This window comes from Bacillus sp. R45 (assembly GCF_021729365.1).
GTDB classification, from domain to species: Bacteria; Bacillota; Bacilli; order Bacillales; family Bacillaceae; genus Bacillus; species Bacillus velezensis.
In genome coordinates this window covers 3,307,338-3,322,389 of record NZ_CP091421.1, presented here as the reverse complement: position 1 = coordinate 3,322,389, position 15,052 = coordinate 3,307,338, and the positions used below count along the sequence as shown (strand labels likewise).

Genomic DNA, 15,052 nt, shown 5'->3' with positions numbered 1-15,052 from the left:
TTGTGTGGATAAAAAGGTACCGGTCCCTTTGGAAGATATCGTATGATAAATAAGGATTATAAGTAAAACATATAATTTTTATAAAGTTGAATAAAAAAATTTTATAACAGGAGAAAATTTTATAGCAGAAAAATATTTTGGGGGATTTCATATGGATGAAAAGGATTGGATTGTGCTCATTACATTATTCGAAGAAAAAAATATGACGAAGGCGGCAGAGCGATTATATATGACACAGCCGGCGTTAAGTTATCGGCTCAAAAACCTGGAAGCACAATTCGGAGTGCGCCTTTTTTATAAAAGAAAAAAAGGGATGGAGTTCACTTCAGAAGGTGAACATCTGGTTGATTATTCGAAAGAGATGCTGCAGGAGTTCAGAAGAGTGAAGGATGATATGCTCAATATGAGCCATGAAGTCAGCGGGGTTCTCAGATTAGGAGTCTCAAGCAATTTTGCTCAGTATAAGCTCCCGGCGATTCTAAAACGGTTTTCTGATCAGTATCCGTCTGTACAATTCCACGTCAATACGGGATGGAGTGCGAAGGTGATGGATCTGCTTCATCATTCGGCGGTACACCTTGGGATTATGAGGGGGAATTATGATTGGCAAGGGGAAAAACAACTGCTGAATGAAGAGAGGCTGTACCTTATTTCAAAAACTGAAATCAACAGTGAGGACCTTCCCAAATTGCCGATGATTTATTATCAAACTGATGCTTCTTTGAAAAGTTTGATTCAAAAATGGTGGAATAACCAATTTACTGAACCGCCTTTCATTGCAATGGAGGTAGACAGGCAGGAAACCTGTAAAGAGATGGTGAAAAACGGCCTCGGTTATTCTGTTGTGCCGGAAATCTGTCTTCAGCCTTCTGATGAATTATACACATTGGCGCTATCCTATAAAAATAATGAGCCTGTGATACGCGATACTTGGCTCATGTATGATTCTTCAGCGTTAGAATTATCTGTCGTCAAAGCATTCATTACTTTTTTGAATGGGAATAAAGCATAAAAAAACCTGCAAGAGACATCATCTCTTGCAGGTTTTTTGGGCATTACTTCTGGTCTTCCGTATTGCGTGTCAGCACTTTATCGATTAAGCCGTATTCTAAAGCTTCATCAGCTGATTTGAAGTTGTCGCGGTCTGTATCGCGCTCAATGACTTCAAGCGGCTGGCCGGTACGTTCAGCAAGCACTTTGTTTAATTTGTCGCGAAGCAAGAGAATGCGTTTTGCGGCGATTTCAATTTCTGTCGCCTGTCCTTGCGCTCCGCCAAGCGGCTGGTGAATCATAACTTCACTGTTAGGAAGCGCGTAACGTTTGCCTTTTTCTCCGGCTGCAAGTAAAAATGCTCCCATAGAAGCGGCCATACCGATGCAGATCGTGGATACTTTCGGTTTAATGAACTGCATTGTATCATAGATTGCCATACCGGCAGTGATTGATCCGCCAGGGCTGTTAATGTAAATGGAAATATCTTTTTCAGGGTCTTCCGCTTCAAGGAATAAAAGCTGTGACACGATGGAGTTCGCAACGTTGTCATCAATCGCAGATCCAAGCATGATAATACGGTCCTTCAAAAGACGGGAGTAAATGTCATAAGCTCTTTCTCCGCGGTTCGTTTGTTCAATGACTGTAGGTATTAAATTCATAATGCTCCTCCTTCACCTTTTAGGTAAGTATGTATTTACATGATACATTTTTGGTCAATAAAGGTCAAACAAAACGCTGACCAAAATGCCAACCTTTTCTTCTAACACCATTTTTCCCATAAAACAAAAAGTTCAAACAGCAAAGTGAAAATGATGATGATCAGCGCCGGAGCCTTGAGAAAATGATATGGCCGGAGCGCTCAAAATAGACCGCAGTCGCGTCGGTACATACGGCTGAACGGTCTGACTACGTTGTCCGTCCTTCCAAAAGCCGTACCGGCAAATACGTTTCCAGCGGCAAATCATCAAATTCGCCTTCAATTTCTTTTACTAAAATCTCGATGGCTGTTTTGGAAATCAATTCGATCGGCTGCTGGATGGTTGTCAAGTCCGGCAGAACCGATTGAACGGTTTCAGTGCCGTCATAACCGATCACTTTTAATTGATTCGGGATGTCTTTCCCCCGTTTTTTAGCCTCGGTCATCACGGCAGCCGCCATGATATCATCGCTGGCAAAAATTCCGTCGGTGTCAGGCTGTTCATCGAATAATGTTGAAATAATATCATGGTAATGCTGATAAAAGGGTACTTCATATGTAATAGGCTTCCGTCCGTGTTCATGCATGACGTCTTCGTATGCTTTTCTTCTGAGGTTTGCCGGTGTTTCGAGTTCAATCGGGCCGTTGAGATGGACGATGTGCCGGCACCCTTTTTCAATCAGCAGTTCAGCCGCCTTTTTTCCGCCGTCATAGTTGTCTGAGCCGACGACGGGAATCGTGTCCGATAAGTAATGATCAATGGCGACAATCGGCAGATTCTGCTTGTGATAATTGAGAATTCCCCGGTTATAAGTCACGGCGATCACGCCGTCCACTTGGTTTCTTATCAGCATCTCCAAATATTTTTCTTCCTTATCCTTTCGATGTAAACTGTTGCAAAGCAGCAGTTTGTAGCCCATGGACGTACAAATGCTTTCAATATGAAAGGCGAGTTCGCCGAAAAACGGGTTGCTGGAGTTTGGGATGATAAGTCCTATTAAATTGGTTCGTTTTCGGAATAAAGAGCGGGCCAGATCGTTTGGAAAGTAATTGATTTCTTCCATCGCCTTGTACACTTTTTCTTTTGTTTTTTCGCTGATATAGCCGCGGTTATTTAATACCCGCGAAACGGTTGTAGATGAAACTCCCGCTATTTTCGCAACATCATGAATGTTAGGCTTCATTCCCGTGCCCTCCTGCTTACTGAAATGGCTTACAATTTCCGTCACGCACTTATTTTAGAGAATCAGGCTGACATGTGCAAGGACATTCCATGTTTCTGTTTTCATATAAAGAGGCTGCGTTTTGTTTGATTGGAATAATCAGAAAATCATATGTCAACCGATTGACATATGAAACCGGTTGACATACAATTCTTTTTGAAAGCGCTTTATTTACGGAGTGAAGGGAAGTGACGGGTATGGAGAGATGGCTGGCGGCAATAAAGTGAAAGAATCAAGCAGCGGCGGAAAGTAAGCGCTTACTTGGAGCTCGCATGTATGTGATGAATATGAAGAAGGAAGTATGCGGCTCAAAATGACTATTAAAAGGTCCTATTAAAGGAGCGGTGCAAATGAAAAGCTCAAAAAGTCTGTATTGGAAACTGAGTGCTTATTTCTTCTTTTTCTTTTTTACTTGGTCTTCCAGCTATTCTTTATTTGCGATTTGGTTAGGGCAGGAAATCAATTTAAACGGATCAGCGACAGGCATTATCTTTTCTGTAAACGCCGTATTTGCCCTGTGCATGCAGCCTCTTTACGGTTTTATCTCTGACAAATTGGGGCTGAAGAAAAAGATATTGTTTATGATCAGCTGTCTTCTCATATTCACGGGTCCGTTTTATATCTACGTCTATGGGCCGCTTTTACAATACAACGTCTTTCTTGGCGCCGTTGTCGGAGGCTTATATTTGGGAGCCGCTTTTTTGGCGGGAATAGGCGCGATTGAAACGTACATTGAAAAGGTCAGCCGTAAGTATGATTTCGAGTATGGAAAATCAAGAATGTGGGGCTCGCTGGGCTGGGCGGCGGCTGCATTTTTTGCAGGGCAGCTTTTCAATATCAATCCCAATATCAACTTCTGGATCGCGTCTGTTTCAGCCGTCATATTAACGGCCATTATCATGTCCGTGAAAATAGAAATGACCGATCATGAGAAAAACAGAGCGGATTCGGTCCGGTTAAAAGATGTGGGGCGGCTCTTTTTATTAAAAGATTTCTGGTTTTTTATGACGTACATTATCGGGGTGACTTGCATTTACGGCGTTTATGATCAGCAGTTCCCGATCTACTATGCGTCTTTGTTTCCTTCAGTGTCGATGGGTAACCAAGTATTCGGCTATCTGAATTCATTCCAGGTGTTTTTGGAGGCCGGCATGATGTTTCTTGCGCCTTTTATCGTCAATAAGTTCGGGGCGAAAAACAGTTTGATTTTAGCGGGGTTTTTAATGGCTTTCCGCATCGTCGGGTCCGGAATTGCAGTTGAGCCTGTAGGCATTTCATCAATGAAACTCATCCACGCACTGGAATTGCCGATTATGCTGATCGCCGTTTTTAAATATTTGGCTGCCAATTTTGATACGCGTCTGTCGTCCGTCCTTTATCTCGTCGGTTTTCAATTCGCATCTCAGGCAGGCGCGTCGATTCTGTCGCCGCTTGCGGGAGGATTATATGACAGTGCGGGGTTCCGTCAAACCTATCTCATCATGGGATTCGTCGTCTTTGGTTTTACCGTCATCTCCATATTTACTTTATTGGGCCCGAAACAAAACAGCAGGCGTGTCCAGCGTCTGCAAAAAATCGGATAGAGAGGATGTTACAAATGGACAGAATTCAGCAGGCGGAAGAAGCTTTGAAGGAAGCCGAGGGTAAAGTGAAACAAAGATATCGATTGGGGTATCATATTATGCCGCGGGCGAATTGGATCAATGATCCGAACGGGCTTATTCAGTTTAAAGGAGAATACCACGTCTTTTTTCAGCATCATCCGTATGATGAGCATTGGGGGCCGATGCATTGGGGACATGTAAAAAGTAAAGATCTCATTCATTGGGAGCACCTGCCGGTTGCTTTAGCTCCGGGGGACGAATTCGATCAAAGCGGCTGTTTTTCGGGAAGCGCGGTCGATGATCATGGAAGATTAGCCCTTATCTATACAGGACATAATATAATTGATCAAGAGAAAGACCTATTCTATCAAACTCAAAATATCGCTGTCAGCCAAGATGGAACCGTGTTTGAAAAGCTTCAGGAAAACCCTGTTATTACAGAACCGCCGGAAGACAGCGCCCGTCATTTCCGCGATCCGAAAGTATGGAAGCATCGCGATGTTTGGTATATGGTCATCGGCAACTCTTCAAAAGAAAACGTCGGACGGGTCGTTTTATACCGTTCACCTGATTTGCGTGATTGGGAATACGCGGGGGTTCTCGCCCAAAGTGACGGTAATCTCGGTTATATGTGGGAATGTCCTGATTTCTTTGAATTAGGCGGCAAACATGTCCTGCTGATTTCGCCCCAGGGTATCGAGGCGGACGGCGATTCATATAACAATTTACATCAAACCGGCTATTTAATCGGTGACTATAATAATGAAACAAACAAATTTACACACGGCGCTTTTAAAGAACTGGATCACGGCCATGACTTTTACGCCGTGCAAACACTATTAGATGATAAAGGACGCAGAATTGCCATCGGCTGGATGGATATGTGGGAATCTGAGATGCCGACAAAAGCGGACGGATGGTGCGGTGCATTGACTTTGCCGCGGGAACTGACTTTGCGTGATGATCATAAACTTTTGATGAATCCCGTGGAAGAAACCAAGCAGCTGCGGAAAATGGAATATCGGGAATGTGCCGGACGATCGGTTTCAGGGAGTTACTTGGCAAAGACGTCCGAAGACCTGCTTGAAGTCCGAGCCGTGTTTGATGTAAACGATTCTGATGCCGAAACGGCAGGTTTTAAGATTCGCGGCCTTGACGAAGAAGAACTTGTGCTGACATACAATCTAACGGATAAAAAGCTGACACTTGATTGCACCAAGATGGGGAAAGAGAAAGACGGTGTGAGAAGGGTGGGGCTGGATGCAGACGGCAAGCTGGCGCTGCGTATCTTTATTGACAGATCCTCGATTGAAGTATTCGCCAATCATGGAGAAACAACGATGACAAGCCGTATCTATCCGAATGAAGGCAGATTGGGGATTGAGCTGTTTTCTGAGAAAGGCGCCGTAAAGGTTGAGGAATTCACCTATTGGACGTTAAAAGACATTTGGAAAAAAAGCTGAAACGGGTGATTGCCGCTTTTTCTGAAGTGGCTGAAAATGTACCGAGCCGGGGGCAGTCCGCCTGAAATAAGTTTTTGTGAAAATCAATGCCGTTAAACGATGCAGGATTATGCTGCACGAGGACGCTGCATAATCCTGTTGTGTATAATCAAAAAAGAGTTGCTTTCTGTGCGTTTCTTTATTATAATATAAAGGTATCTGATTGAAAAAACGTGCGCTCGTAGCTCAGTTGGATAGAGCGGTGGTTTCCGGTACCACGTCTGTCGGGGGTTCGAATCCCTCCGAGCGCGTCTCGGTTAAGACGATAGGAAAAACCTCGCAGATGATAAATCTGCGAGGTTTTTTTATTTTATCTTGTTTTGAAACTGTTAATGAATGTGTCTCTGTTATGTTCGGTGCGGGCAATCAGCCGCGCACTTTCACTGATCCGCTGCGCAAGAGCTTTTTGCGCCTTGCCTTCAAAGCTGTTCAATAGTGCTGAATACACTTCATATAATTCATCTTTCAATGTGTCCATTTCGAATGTCGGTTTCAGCGTTTGGCGCACTGTTTCCAGTTTTGTCCCCGCTGCCTGCGTCATGGCGGTTTTCAGCATCTGCCGCTGCAGCCTTTTCTTCATCGGGTCGTCCTTGTGTTCTAAAAGTTCGTCTAATGTCGGCATTATGTATCCACCTCTATCATCATCTTAACCAGTTTGCGAGCATCTGGTCTTTTTCCTGAAATTCGTCCGCTATTTTATGTAAGAATCCGCCGATCTCTTCAAGGTCCGTGATCGCCGCCTGCAAAGAATCAATAAACGCCTGCTCAGCCTGTGTGTCGTAAAAAATCGGGCCTTTATCGTAGGAGTGCGCAATATCTTCAATTGTATTGGTCACGTCCTGTGCTTGAAGCTGATCAAACAAGCCGTGTCCGACTTGGCCGTAAAATTCTGTTTTCAGCTCGGCGATTTTTTCATCGTGCTCTTGATAGGCGTTCTGCGCTTCTTTTTTCATCGTCCGCAAATCCTCAGTCATGGCCTGCACCTTTTCAGCCAGCTTCTTTGCGTTTTTCGGCGTTACTTTTATCGCGTCTCCGCTTCCGATCGCACCGGCCGGCAGAAGAGCGCCGAGATTTTTCTCGAAGACTAACTCATCTCCGTTCGGATTTGTGATGTTTCCGTTTCGGTCAAATATAAAATTCGCTTCGTTTAAGCCGTGTGTATCCGGATTTCTCAGAATGACGGTAGTAAAGAAATAAGCGAGATTCTTGCTGATCTGCTCGTTTAAGTTCCCATCAAGCCGCTGCTTCCGGCTGAACTGTGAGAGTGAGGGGTTTTTCGTATAAATCGTTGTCCCGTTGTGGCGGTCATATTCGTTCCAATAACCCGCCCCGACCATGTCGTCCGGATTGATAATTGACCGGATGTAAGGATCGTATATGCCGCTGTTGATGTCTTTCTGTGTTTCCTCATCGTGCAGTTTCACGACGGAAGGGCTGTTAAACGCGACGGCGTACACATCATTATTCACCGCGCTGTATTCGGCCTCAGCGCCGCCGAGTGAATGGCCGGTTGTTGAAATAATCGTTGATGTTCCGGCATACTTTTTCTTTACGCTGCGTACCTGCTGATCGGCTTGATCGATTTGCGATGTTTTCGTTATCAGCTTATACTTTCCGGTTGTGAGCATGGCGTCTTGAGAGGGCGTTCCATTATATTTTCCGAGTGTTTTCGAGGTATCCTCCGCGCCTTTTTTTACAATATAATACACTTCTTTTTGCGGATCATTTCCGAAAACAATATTCCCGCCGTCCGCTTTTACGCCGTCATTGATCGGGTCTTTTCCGATATCGGTTCCCGCAAAAGCGACGACCACATTTTCGGGGTTTTTTGATTTTATCCATTTTCCGTTTTTGGACTTGATGCCTTTTGAGAATACAAAGGCATCAAGACCCGTATCAGAATCCTGCTTCACTTTCTCAACGTACCAATATGACGTCTTACTTATTTTATAAGGAGTTTTATATTTCATATGCAGGGCTAACATTTTATAATTGTAAGCTGCTTGACTCAAACGGTAATATTCTTTATCTGTGACATCAGAGACGGTTATTTCTTTTCCTTTTGGCATATATACATCACCTTTCTTATATTGTAAAATAGTTCCGAAAGGATGATACGCATGAGAAAATACATTATTATCCTAATTGTTATAATTATAGCAGTGGGAGGTTTTTTCGTGAAGCATCAATATGATAAACATAAAAACGAAGAAAAACTTGTGATTGAGGCGCAAGATCATATGAGGAATTACTTAAAAAAAGACTATAAAAATGTACAGGAAGTTCACTTTTCAAAAGACTACAATATCGATCCGACAGGCGGAGTTGAAGTTTCAGGCTACATAAATAATAATAAAGAAAAAGAATTTTCCGGTATATATGATCCAACGAACAAGGAGATAGGTATTTCAGTGGTCAATGCCGAAGAAAGGTAAAATACCCACCTCAGGATGAGTGGGTATTTATTTTGTTTAATTATCTTACAAAATTCGTGATATGTTTCTCATACAGTTCAAACCTATTCCTGAGATCAATCGCCTCTACCGTCTCATTTGTCGAGGTATCCCCGATATTAACGGTAAACGCGTACAAATATCATGACAACTCAACGACAGGAAAACGTCAGATCAGCATTTTACTCGCTTTAAGTTCCAATCTTAACTTGTCAGCAACAATCGCGATGAATTCTGAATTGGTTAGCTTTGCTTTTGACATGCTGAAAGTATATTCATATCAAGTTTTCGCTCATTTCGTTTACTTAAGAACGACAGTTATTTATAGGAAGGGATTGATTTCCAAATGAAAAAGAAAAAGTACATAATTATCCTTATTTTAATAATTATAGCAGTTGGGGGACTTTTTATGAAGCATCAGTATGATCAGAAGGAAAAAGAGATTGCGTTATTCGAAGAAGCCCAGAATCATATGGAAAAGTTTTTAACAATGAACTATAAAAATGTGGATAATATCCATTTTTCCGAGGATTACCATATTAATCCAATGGGTGGTATTAGTATTAAGGGTTATACGAATGGAAAAAAAGAGTTTGAAGGTCGATATGATCCAGGCAATAAAGAAATATTATCATATACGGTTGATGCCGAACCCAAAGAAGAATGTAAAGATAAGCTTTGTACAAGATAAATTAGCCAGCTCAATCGAGCTGAGCTAATTTTGTTTTATTGCTCTTACTCTATCTCCTCGACATAAAACAAATCTTCCATAGGTACATTTAATCCTCAGTTAATAATGAATAGTGTTGTGATATCATATCTTGTATTTGTTTTAAATCTGCTTATCGCAGCCTCAGTAGAACCAACTAAATCAGCCAATTCCTTCTGGATTTGAATTCCTTTCTCCTTCATCACTTCATTTAACCTAGATCTAACTATAACTAACGCTTATAAAAAAGTATTCTCGATCACTGATACTTGATACGTTGATGTTTTTTAGACATGTACAACACCCCGAGGTTGATATAAATTTAATCTAAGAAAGGATGAGTTTGTGAAGAGATGCAAAATTGCCCTAATATTTGTGATAACTATAGCGTCAGGAAGTATCTACATGAAGTACCACCATGATTAAAAAGAAGCAGAACAAGAACTTTTTATCCAAGCGAAAAATAAAATGGAAAGTTATATAAAAGCTAATTACAAAAATATAAAGCGGATTACATACATTAACAATTATAAAATAAATCCTATGGGTGGTATTTCCTTGAAGGGGTACTTGAATGGTAATAAGGAAAAAGAATTTTTCGGACTTTATGACAAAACGAATGATGAAATAGGAGTTTCGTCAGTCGATGCAGAAGAGAAACCCGAATGTCAGGAAAAAGAATGTGAATACTAAAAAGACGCTGGAATAAAGAAGTACTCTGGATTGCCGCTTATATGATCCTCTGCGGACATTGAAGAAAAATCTTAAGACCCTAAATGCATCGGATGTCACCACCATTTTTCCATTCCGCGAGCTTCATCATAACTGATGGGACGGATGATTCTGTGAAAAAATATATTATTATCTTCATTATCTTAATAGCAGCCGGAGGTTTTATAATGAAGAGTATGAATGATAAAAATGTTCAGGCTGAAGAGATAAAGATTGCTCAAGAACGAATGGAGAAATTTATCAAAGCGAATTATGAAGGCATACATAACGTTACATTTAAAGATAAATACGAGATAGATCCAATGGGCGGGATAGAGGTATTTGGCTATTACAACGGTGATACATCGAATAAATTCGATGGTATTTACGATAAGGCCAATGACAAGATCATGGGGCACTCAATAGACGCTGTAAGTAAGAAAGAATGCAGAGATAAAGATTGTGATTACTAAGAAGACGCTCGTCTGCGTTTTTTTATAGATGAGCTTAATGAAAAAGACAAGGGTTTCGGCATGTGCCGCCCTTGTCTTTTTTTATTGAACACTGTAAAACATAACCGGAAACAGCTCATTATTTGACAGTCCATTTTAACAGCGTTACAATTAATCATGTAAATAGTTACATGTTTAAACAAACATAATGTCTCGGGAGGTGATACGTCCTTGAATGAACCTTCTTTAAAAAAGTCATTTATGAGTCAGTGAAACGCATCATTGATCCCGAGCACGTGTATTTCCGCACTGTGCCTGTGTTTGAAACAAGCAGTGAGGCATATCAGCATCTGCAGGACCGGCTGTTTATCGGGGCTGCGGTCAGATTGCCGGATGACATTCGGTTAGATATTTATGAAATTCAATAATAAGATGGAGAGTGAGTCAACATGGAAAACTTTATCGGAAGCCATATGATTTACACGTATGAAAACGGCTGGGAGTATGAAATCTATATTAAAAATGATCATACGATCGACTATCGGATTCATAGCGGAATGGTAGGCGGCCGTTGGGTGCGCGACCAGGAAGTGAATATCGTCAAGCTGACAGAAGGCGTATACAAAGTGTCATGGACTGAACCGACAGGCACAGACGTTTCCTTAAACTTTATGCCGAATGAAAAACGGATGCACGGAATTATTTTCTTCCCGAAATGGGTGCATGAGCATCCGGAAATCACGGTGTGCTACCAAAATGATTACATTGACGTGATGAAAGAGTCACGTGAGAAATATGAAACGTACCCGAAATATGTCGTTCCCGAGTTTGCGGATATTACGTATCTTAACAATGCGGGAATCAATAACGAAACATTGATTTCAGAAGCGCCGTACGAAGGAATGACCGATGATATCCGTGCGGGAAAATTAAAATAAGAGAAAAAACCCGGCAGCTTGGCCGGGTTTTTTGTATCCTTTTACGAGAGGGTTTTGGTCATGATAAAGTCGACTTGTTTATCATCCCCCATATAAAAAGAGTGTTCTCCGGTTTGGACAAACCCCATTTTTTGATAAAAGGCGATTGCATTTTCGTTTTTTTCCCATACGCCCAGCCAGATGTTCTTTTTATTGTGTGCTGTTGCGATTTTCACAGCTTCATTCAGCAGATATTTGCCAAGCCCGTGTTTCTGATGGCTTTTTCTTATATAAATTCTCTCAATCTCAAGAGAATCTTCCCCCATTTTTTCTGACTGTGCTTCGTTCATGTTGACTTTTACATACCCCGCAAGGTCATGATGATAATAAACAAAATAGAATTGAGAAGACGGATTGGATAATTCCTTTTTCAGCTGTTCAGAGCGGAATGCATTTTCCAAATAAGCTTTCATATTTTCAGGTGAATTTTGATCTTTAAATGTATCATTGAATGTTTCAATGCTTATCTCCCGGAGCTCTGTTATATCGTTAAGGCTGCACTTTTTTAATTGAATACTCATGGTCATACAGCTCCTTTCTTCATTTATCATATCAGCTGAATTTTGTTGTATTTGCAATGAAAATACCGTATAGTAAACATACCGTAATTTTGTTGTATTTGCAACATAAAATAAGAAAATGAGGACGATAAAGTGAAATATGTTTTTTATGTTTTAGGAATCATGATCTTGACCTTTGGTATTTCTGTCACGATTCAATCAGATCTTGGAACATCGCCTTTTGATGCGCTTATTGTGGGATTGTCCGTCCATGCAGGGCTTACCGTGGGAAGCTGGGAAATCATCATCGCTTTCCTGTTAATTTGCTGTAATTCAATGTTAAAAAGGCAAAGACCGGAATTTTCAGGGATGATTACGGCGTTCATAACGGGAATCGGGATTGATATGTGGCTTTTTTTTCTGCATCGAGTCATAACGCCTGAACTATGGTACGGAAAGGCGGGCTGTTTTGCAATCGGTTTAGTTGTGATAGGGATAGGAACCGCAACCTATCTGCACACAAATTTCGCACCGATCCCGGTTGATCGGTTAACGCTAATTGTCCGTGATTTAACCGGGAGAAGCATCTTTTTTTCAAGAACGGTCATTTACTTCATATTTTTCATACTGGCCTTGATGCTAAAAGGTCCGGTAGGCATCGGAACGTTATTAACCGTTTGTTTAGGCGGGATCATCCTTCATTTCTTTATGCCGATTACCGGAAGATGGATAGACGGCATATTAACAGCATCTCCAAAGCAGGAAGAAACGAAAACCCGGTAACGGCGGTTTTTACCCGATTCTATCATTTTTCATTTCACCCGCATGTTTAAGGTATAATAAAAAAGGGGGAGGGATTTTTATGAGCGGTCAAAGAAAGCTCGTTTTTTACGGAGCTGTCAGCGCAGATGGCTATCTTGCGCGGGAAAATCATTCTTTAGATTGGTTAATCGGAACTGAAGGTGAAGACAGCACCGATTATGAAGCTTTCTATGAATCTGTCGATACGATCATTATGGGCAGAAAAACATACGAGGAAATATTGGTTTTATTGCCTGAGGAATTTCCGTACAAAGGTAAAGAATGCTATGTGTTTTCGCGGACATTGACCGGGCGTACTGAACATGTGCGGTTTATTCATGAAGAGCCTGCCGATTTTATAAATGCATTGAAACGCCAAGAAGGCAAGCGGATTTGGATTGTCGGCGGGAGTGATCTGCTGCACCCGGTTTTGGAGGAAAAACTTGTCGATGAGTTTATCATTCAGATCGCCCCCGTTCTGCTCGGCCGCGGAATTTCTTTGTTTAAACCCGGAGACCGGGAGACAGGACTGAAGCTGACTGATGTCAGGCGTTACAAACAATTTGCGGAGTTGCATTATGAAGTGAGATGAAATGAAATGTATGAACGAAACCCAGTAAAGGTTACCGGGTTTCTTTTTCATGTTTGTTTTTATGTTTTGAAATGGTGTGGGCCGGACCGAATGAAAACCCTGCAACCATGATAACAACCCCTATCCACCTCACGGCATAGAAATCAGTGTCGCGCAGGAAGATAAATGAAACTAAGATAATAAGCGCCCCGATTATAACGGCAGCTGTACCGATAATACTTGATTTCTCCATATAGAAACTCCTTTATGAATGTTTGGTTAACGTATTGGGTTGGAATATAACATATCAGGGGTAATGCGGAAATGGATATGCTGCGAAGCTGACTGATGTCTGTAAGATGAAAATGAAACGCCAAGGGAGCCGGCTCCCTTGGCGTTTGTTATGCTTGAAACAGGATGCGGCGTTTTGCTGAATCGGGATCACTTTCGACAGCGGTATCCGTGTTGAAAAGCAAAGTTTCGCGTGAATCGGTTTCATATTCAGGCCAATTGAAGTGAGAGGTGTTCGGGTTTCCGGTTTTTGCAAAAGCGAGCCATGCGGATTGAATTTGTTTGGAAAGCTGTTCTGCGTCATCACCGAGCGGCTCTTGCAGCGTCTTTCTCAAAGAATCAAAGTTTCCGAACACAAACGGCAATTCCAGAGCGTGAACGGCTTTATGAAACGGCGGTGTTTCGCCATGCCAATCAAAGCGGTACATCCAGACCGGTGCGTGTTGCGACTGTCCTTGTGCGAAAGCGACAGCCGGCCGCCAGAAAATCAGATCCGTCATCATATCGATTTGTCCCTTTAATGAATGCGGATATAAATCTGCCGCTTGTTCGGTGCAGTTTTCTCCGAGGTGATAATGCAAATAATCTTGCTGCTTTTTCTCGGAGTGAATGTCTGTATCAGGGGTGAAAAACAAATATGCTTCATCACGATTGGTTCCGATGATCATAGGTATGCCTTCTGCGGCCCCGTCTGCTATGGCTTTCACCGGTTCCGCAGGCAATGTGGCCGGATCGATGGCGGGCTGAAACAAAAGCTGAAAAATGTTTTGATCCAGTGAGCGCCGCACTTTATCCGCAGTCTTAAGCAGGTCATTAACGGAAAGCTCCTGCAATTGATCAGTGCCGGCTTCATGAATAAATGCCGCCGCGATGTCTTTTGCCATATCCGCCGGCATCGTATGAGAGGCGCCGCTTTCTAAAATGGCTTTATGAAACAGGCCTTTTGCGTCAGGCATTGCCATAAGCGCAGCGATGCTCATACCGCCTGCCGATTCACCAAATATCGTAACGTTATCCGGGTCTCCTCCAAATTCGGAGATATTGTCCCTCACCCAGCGCAGCGCGGCGATCTGATCGAGCAGCCCGATATTGGCGGAATACGCGTCATGAATAGAAGACAAATGTAAAAAGCCTAACGGTCCGAGCCTGTAATTGAGTGTCACGACAATGACATCTCCGTCAGCGGCAAGGGCAGATCCGTCGTAAAGCGGTTCGCTTCCGGCACCTAAATAAAATGCCCCGCCGTGTATCCATACCATGACAGGCTTTTTTTCGCCCTCTGAATCGGGGGCGAAAACGTTGAGGTAAAGGCAATCTTCAGATTGAGGCGGTATATCTCCGGAAAACGATATGGACAGCATATCATCCGGCTGCGGACAAATCGGCCCGAACGAATCGGCATGTTTTATGCCGTCCCAAGGTGCGGGCGGCTCCGGCGCTTTAAATCTCAGCTCTCCGACGGGCGGCTTCGCGTACGGTATGCCCTTCCATGTGCGGGCACCGCGGCCGGCAGTTCCTTTCAGTGCGCCGCAGCGGGTTTGAACGGTAAGTTTTGTCATGATTTCATC

19 protein-coding genes, 1 tRNA gene and 1 pseudogene are annotated in these 15,052 nt (G+C 42.6%); 12 read left to right on the top strand and 9 right to left on the bottom strand.

The features are described 5' to 3' along the window. Positions 1-151 precede the first annotated feature (151 nt). The gene (locus L3V45_RS16450; protein ID WP_024085839.1) at positions 152-1,012 is read left to right on the top strand and encodes a LysR family transcriptional regulator; all 861 of its coding nucleotides are present in this window, start codon (positions 152-154) and stop codon (positions 1,010-1,012) included. A gap of 43 nt (positions 1,013-1,055) precedes the next feature. Here the strand turns inward: L3V45_RS16450 and clpP are convergent, their stop codons facing one another. Both clpP and L3V45_RS16440 read right to left on the bottom strand, forming a co-directional pair. Beyond that, complete coding sequence (gene clpP / locus L3V45_RS16445) at positions 1,056-1,652, bottom strand: ATP-dependent Clp endopeptidase proteolytic subunit ClpP (protein ID WP_003151513.1); 597 nt, start codon at positions 1,650-1,652, stop codon at positions 1,056-1,058. A 247-nt stretch (positions 1,653-1,899) separates the two neighbouring features. Continuing rightward, on the bottom strand, positions 1,900-2,874 hold the full coding sequence (locus L3V45_RS16440) for a LacI family DNA-binding transcriptional regulator (RefSeq protein ID WP_236837107.1): 975 nt from the start codon (positions 2,872-2,874) through the stop codon (positions 1,900-1,902). 389 nt (positions 2,875-3,263) lie between these two features. Between L3V45_RS16440 and L3V45_RS16435 the strand changes: the two genes are divergently transcribed. The 3 genes from L3V45_RS16435 to L3V45_RS16425 all read left to right on the top strand — a co-directional run bounded on the left by L3V45_RS16435 (position 3,264) and on the right by L3V45_RS16425 (position 6,270). Beyond that, positions 3,264-4,496, top strand: coding sequence for an MFS transporter (locus L3V45_RS16435; RefSeq protein ID WP_003151517.1), 1,233 nt, complete (start codon positions 3,264-3,266; stop codon positions 4,494-4,496). A gap of 14 nt (positions 4,497-4,510) precedes the next feature. Then, positions 4,511-5,980 carry a glycoside hydrolase family 32 protein gene (locus L3V45_RS16430; protein ID WP_171463609.1) on the top strand — a complete coding sequence of 490 codons (1,470 nt, stop codon included), beginning with the start codon at positions 4,511-4,513 and terminating at the stop codon, positions 5,978-5,980. 214 nt (positions 5,981-6,194) lie between these two features. Next, positions 6,195-6,270, top strand: a tRNA-Arg gene (locus tag L3V45_RS16425). A 59-nt stretch (positions 6,271-6,329) separates the two neighbouring features. Here L3V45_RS16425 and L3V45_RS16420 read toward each other — a convergent pair. Both L3V45_RS16420 and L3V45_RS16415 read right to left on the bottom strand, forming a co-directional pair. Continuing rightward, a complete protein-coding gene (locus tag L3V45_RS16420; protein ID WP_236837106.1) occupies positions 6,330-6,641 on the bottom strand; it encodes a hypothetical protein in 312 nt (103 codons plus the stop codon). Between the two features lie 19 nt (positions 6,642-6,660). Next, positions 6,661-8,088: a lipase family protein gene (locus tag L3V45_RS16415; RefSeq protein WP_236837102.1), complete on the bottom strand. Its 1,428-nt coding sequence runs from the start codon at positions 8,086-8,088 to the stop codon at positions 6,661-6,663. A 51-nt stretch (positions 8,089-8,139) separates the two neighbouring features. Here L3V45_RS16415 and L3V45_RS16410 point away from each other — a divergent pair, with 51 nt between their 5' ends. Then, complete coding sequence (locus tag L3V45_RS16410) at positions 8,140-8,454, top strand: DUF1433 domain-containing protein (protein WP_014305887.1); 315 nt, start codon at positions 8,140-8,142, stop codon at positions 8,452-8,454. 187 nt (positions 8,455-8,641) lie between these two features. Here the strand turns inward: L3V45_RS16410 and L3V45_RS16405 are convergent. Continuing rightward, positions 8,642-8,752 (bottom strand): annotated as a pseudogene (locus L3V45_RS16405) (sporulation transcription factor Spo0A); the annotation flags it as partial. Positions 8,753-8,818: 66 nt separating this feature from the next. On the opposite strand from L3V45_RS16405, the gene L3V45_RS16400 reads away from it, so the two are divergent. Beyond that, positions 8,819-9,163, top strand: a complete 345-nt coding sequence (locus L3V45_RS16400; protein WP_236837100.1) for a DUF1433 domain-containing protein — start codon at positions 8,819-8,821, stop codon at positions 9,161-9,163. A 95-nt stretch (positions 9,164-9,258) separates the two neighbouring features. On the opposite strand, the gene L3V45_RS16395 is transcribed toward L3V45_RS16400, so the two are convergent. Further along, on the bottom strand, positions 9,259-9,384 hold the full coding sequence (locus L3V45_RS16395; RefSeq protein WP_015387666.1) for a hypothetical protein: 126 nt from the start codon (positions 9,382-9,384) through the stop codon (positions 9,259-9,261). Positions 9,385-9,631: 247 nt separating this feature from the next. On the opposite strand from L3V45_RS16395, the gene L3V45_RS16390 reads away from it, so the two are divergent. The 4 genes from L3V45_RS16390 (at position 9,632) to L3V45_RS16375 (ending at position 11,282) form a co-directional block, all read left to right on the top strand. Continuing rightward, positions 9,632-9,874 (top strand): DUF1433 domain-containing protein, encoded by a 243-nt coding sequence (locus L3V45_RS16390; protein WP_223203804.1) that lies wholly within the window; start codon positions 9,632-9,634, stop codon positions 9,872-9,874. Positions 9,875-10,080: 206 nt separating this feature from the next. Then, positions 10,081-10,365: a DUF1433 domain-containing protein gene (locus tag L3V45_RS16385; RefSeq protein WP_003151531.1), complete on the top strand. Its 285-nt coding sequence runs from the start codon at positions 10,081-10,083 to the stop codon at positions 10,363-10,365. Positions 10,366-10,613: 248 nt separating this feature from the next. Beyond that, positions 10,614-10,772 (top strand): DUF3237 family protein, encoded by a 159-nt coding sequence (locus L3V45_RS16380; RefSeq protein WP_003151533.1) that lies wholly within the window; start codon positions 10,614-10,616, stop codon positions 10,770-10,772. Between the two features lie 21 nt (positions 10,773-10,793). After that, positions 10,794-11,282: a phenolic acid decarboxylase gene (locus tag L3V45_RS16375; protein ID WP_014305882.1), complete on the top strand. Its 489-nt coding sequence runs from the start codon at positions 10,794-10,796 to the stop codon at positions 11,280-11,282. Between the two features lie 41 nt (positions 11,283-11,323). On the opposite strand, the gene L3V45_RS16370 is transcribed toward L3V45_RS16375, so the two are convergent. Next, on the bottom strand, positions 11,324-11,842 hold the full coding sequence (locus tag L3V45_RS16370; protein ID WP_015387668.1) for a spermidine/spermine N(1)-acetyltransferase: 519 nt from the start codon (positions 11,840-11,842) through the stop codon (positions 11,324-11,326). 132 nt (positions 11,843-11,974) lie between these two features. Here L3V45_RS16370 and L3V45_RS16365 point away from each other — a divergent pair, with 132 nt between their 5' ends. Then, a complete protein-coding gene (locus tag L3V45_RS16365; RefSeq protein WP_015387669.1) occupies positions 11,975-12,604 on the top strand; it encodes a YczE/YyaS/YitT family protein in 630 nt (209 codons plus the stop codon). A gap of 79 nt (positions 12,605-12,683) precedes the next feature. Then, positions 12,684-13,214 (top strand): dihydrofolate reductase family protein, encoded by a 531-nt coding sequence (locus L3V45_RS16360; RefSeq protein WP_003151538.1) that lies wholly within the window; start codon positions 12,684-12,686, stop codon positions 13,212-13,214. A 31-nt stretch (positions 13,215-13,245) separates the two neighbouring features. Here L3V45_RS16360 and L3V45_RS16355 read toward each other — a convergent pair whose 3' ends face one another. Together L3V45_RS16355 and L3V45_RS16350 are read right to left on the bottom strand one after the other, a co-directional pair. Beyond that, positions 13,246-13,446 carry a hypothetical protein gene (locus tag L3V45_RS16355; protein WP_003151539.1) on the bottom strand — a complete coding sequence of 67 codons (201 nt, stop codon included), beginning with the start codon at positions 13,444-13,446 and terminating at the stop codon, positions 13,246-13,248. A 148-nt stretch (positions 13,447-13,594) separates the two neighbouring features. Then, positions 13,595-15,043 (bottom strand): carboxylesterase/lipase family protein, encoded by a 1,449-nt coding sequence (locus L3V45_RS16350; protein WP_015387670.1) that lies wholly within the window; start codon positions 15,041-15,043, stop codon positions 13,595-13,597. Positions 15,044-15,052 lie beyond the last annotated feature (9 nt).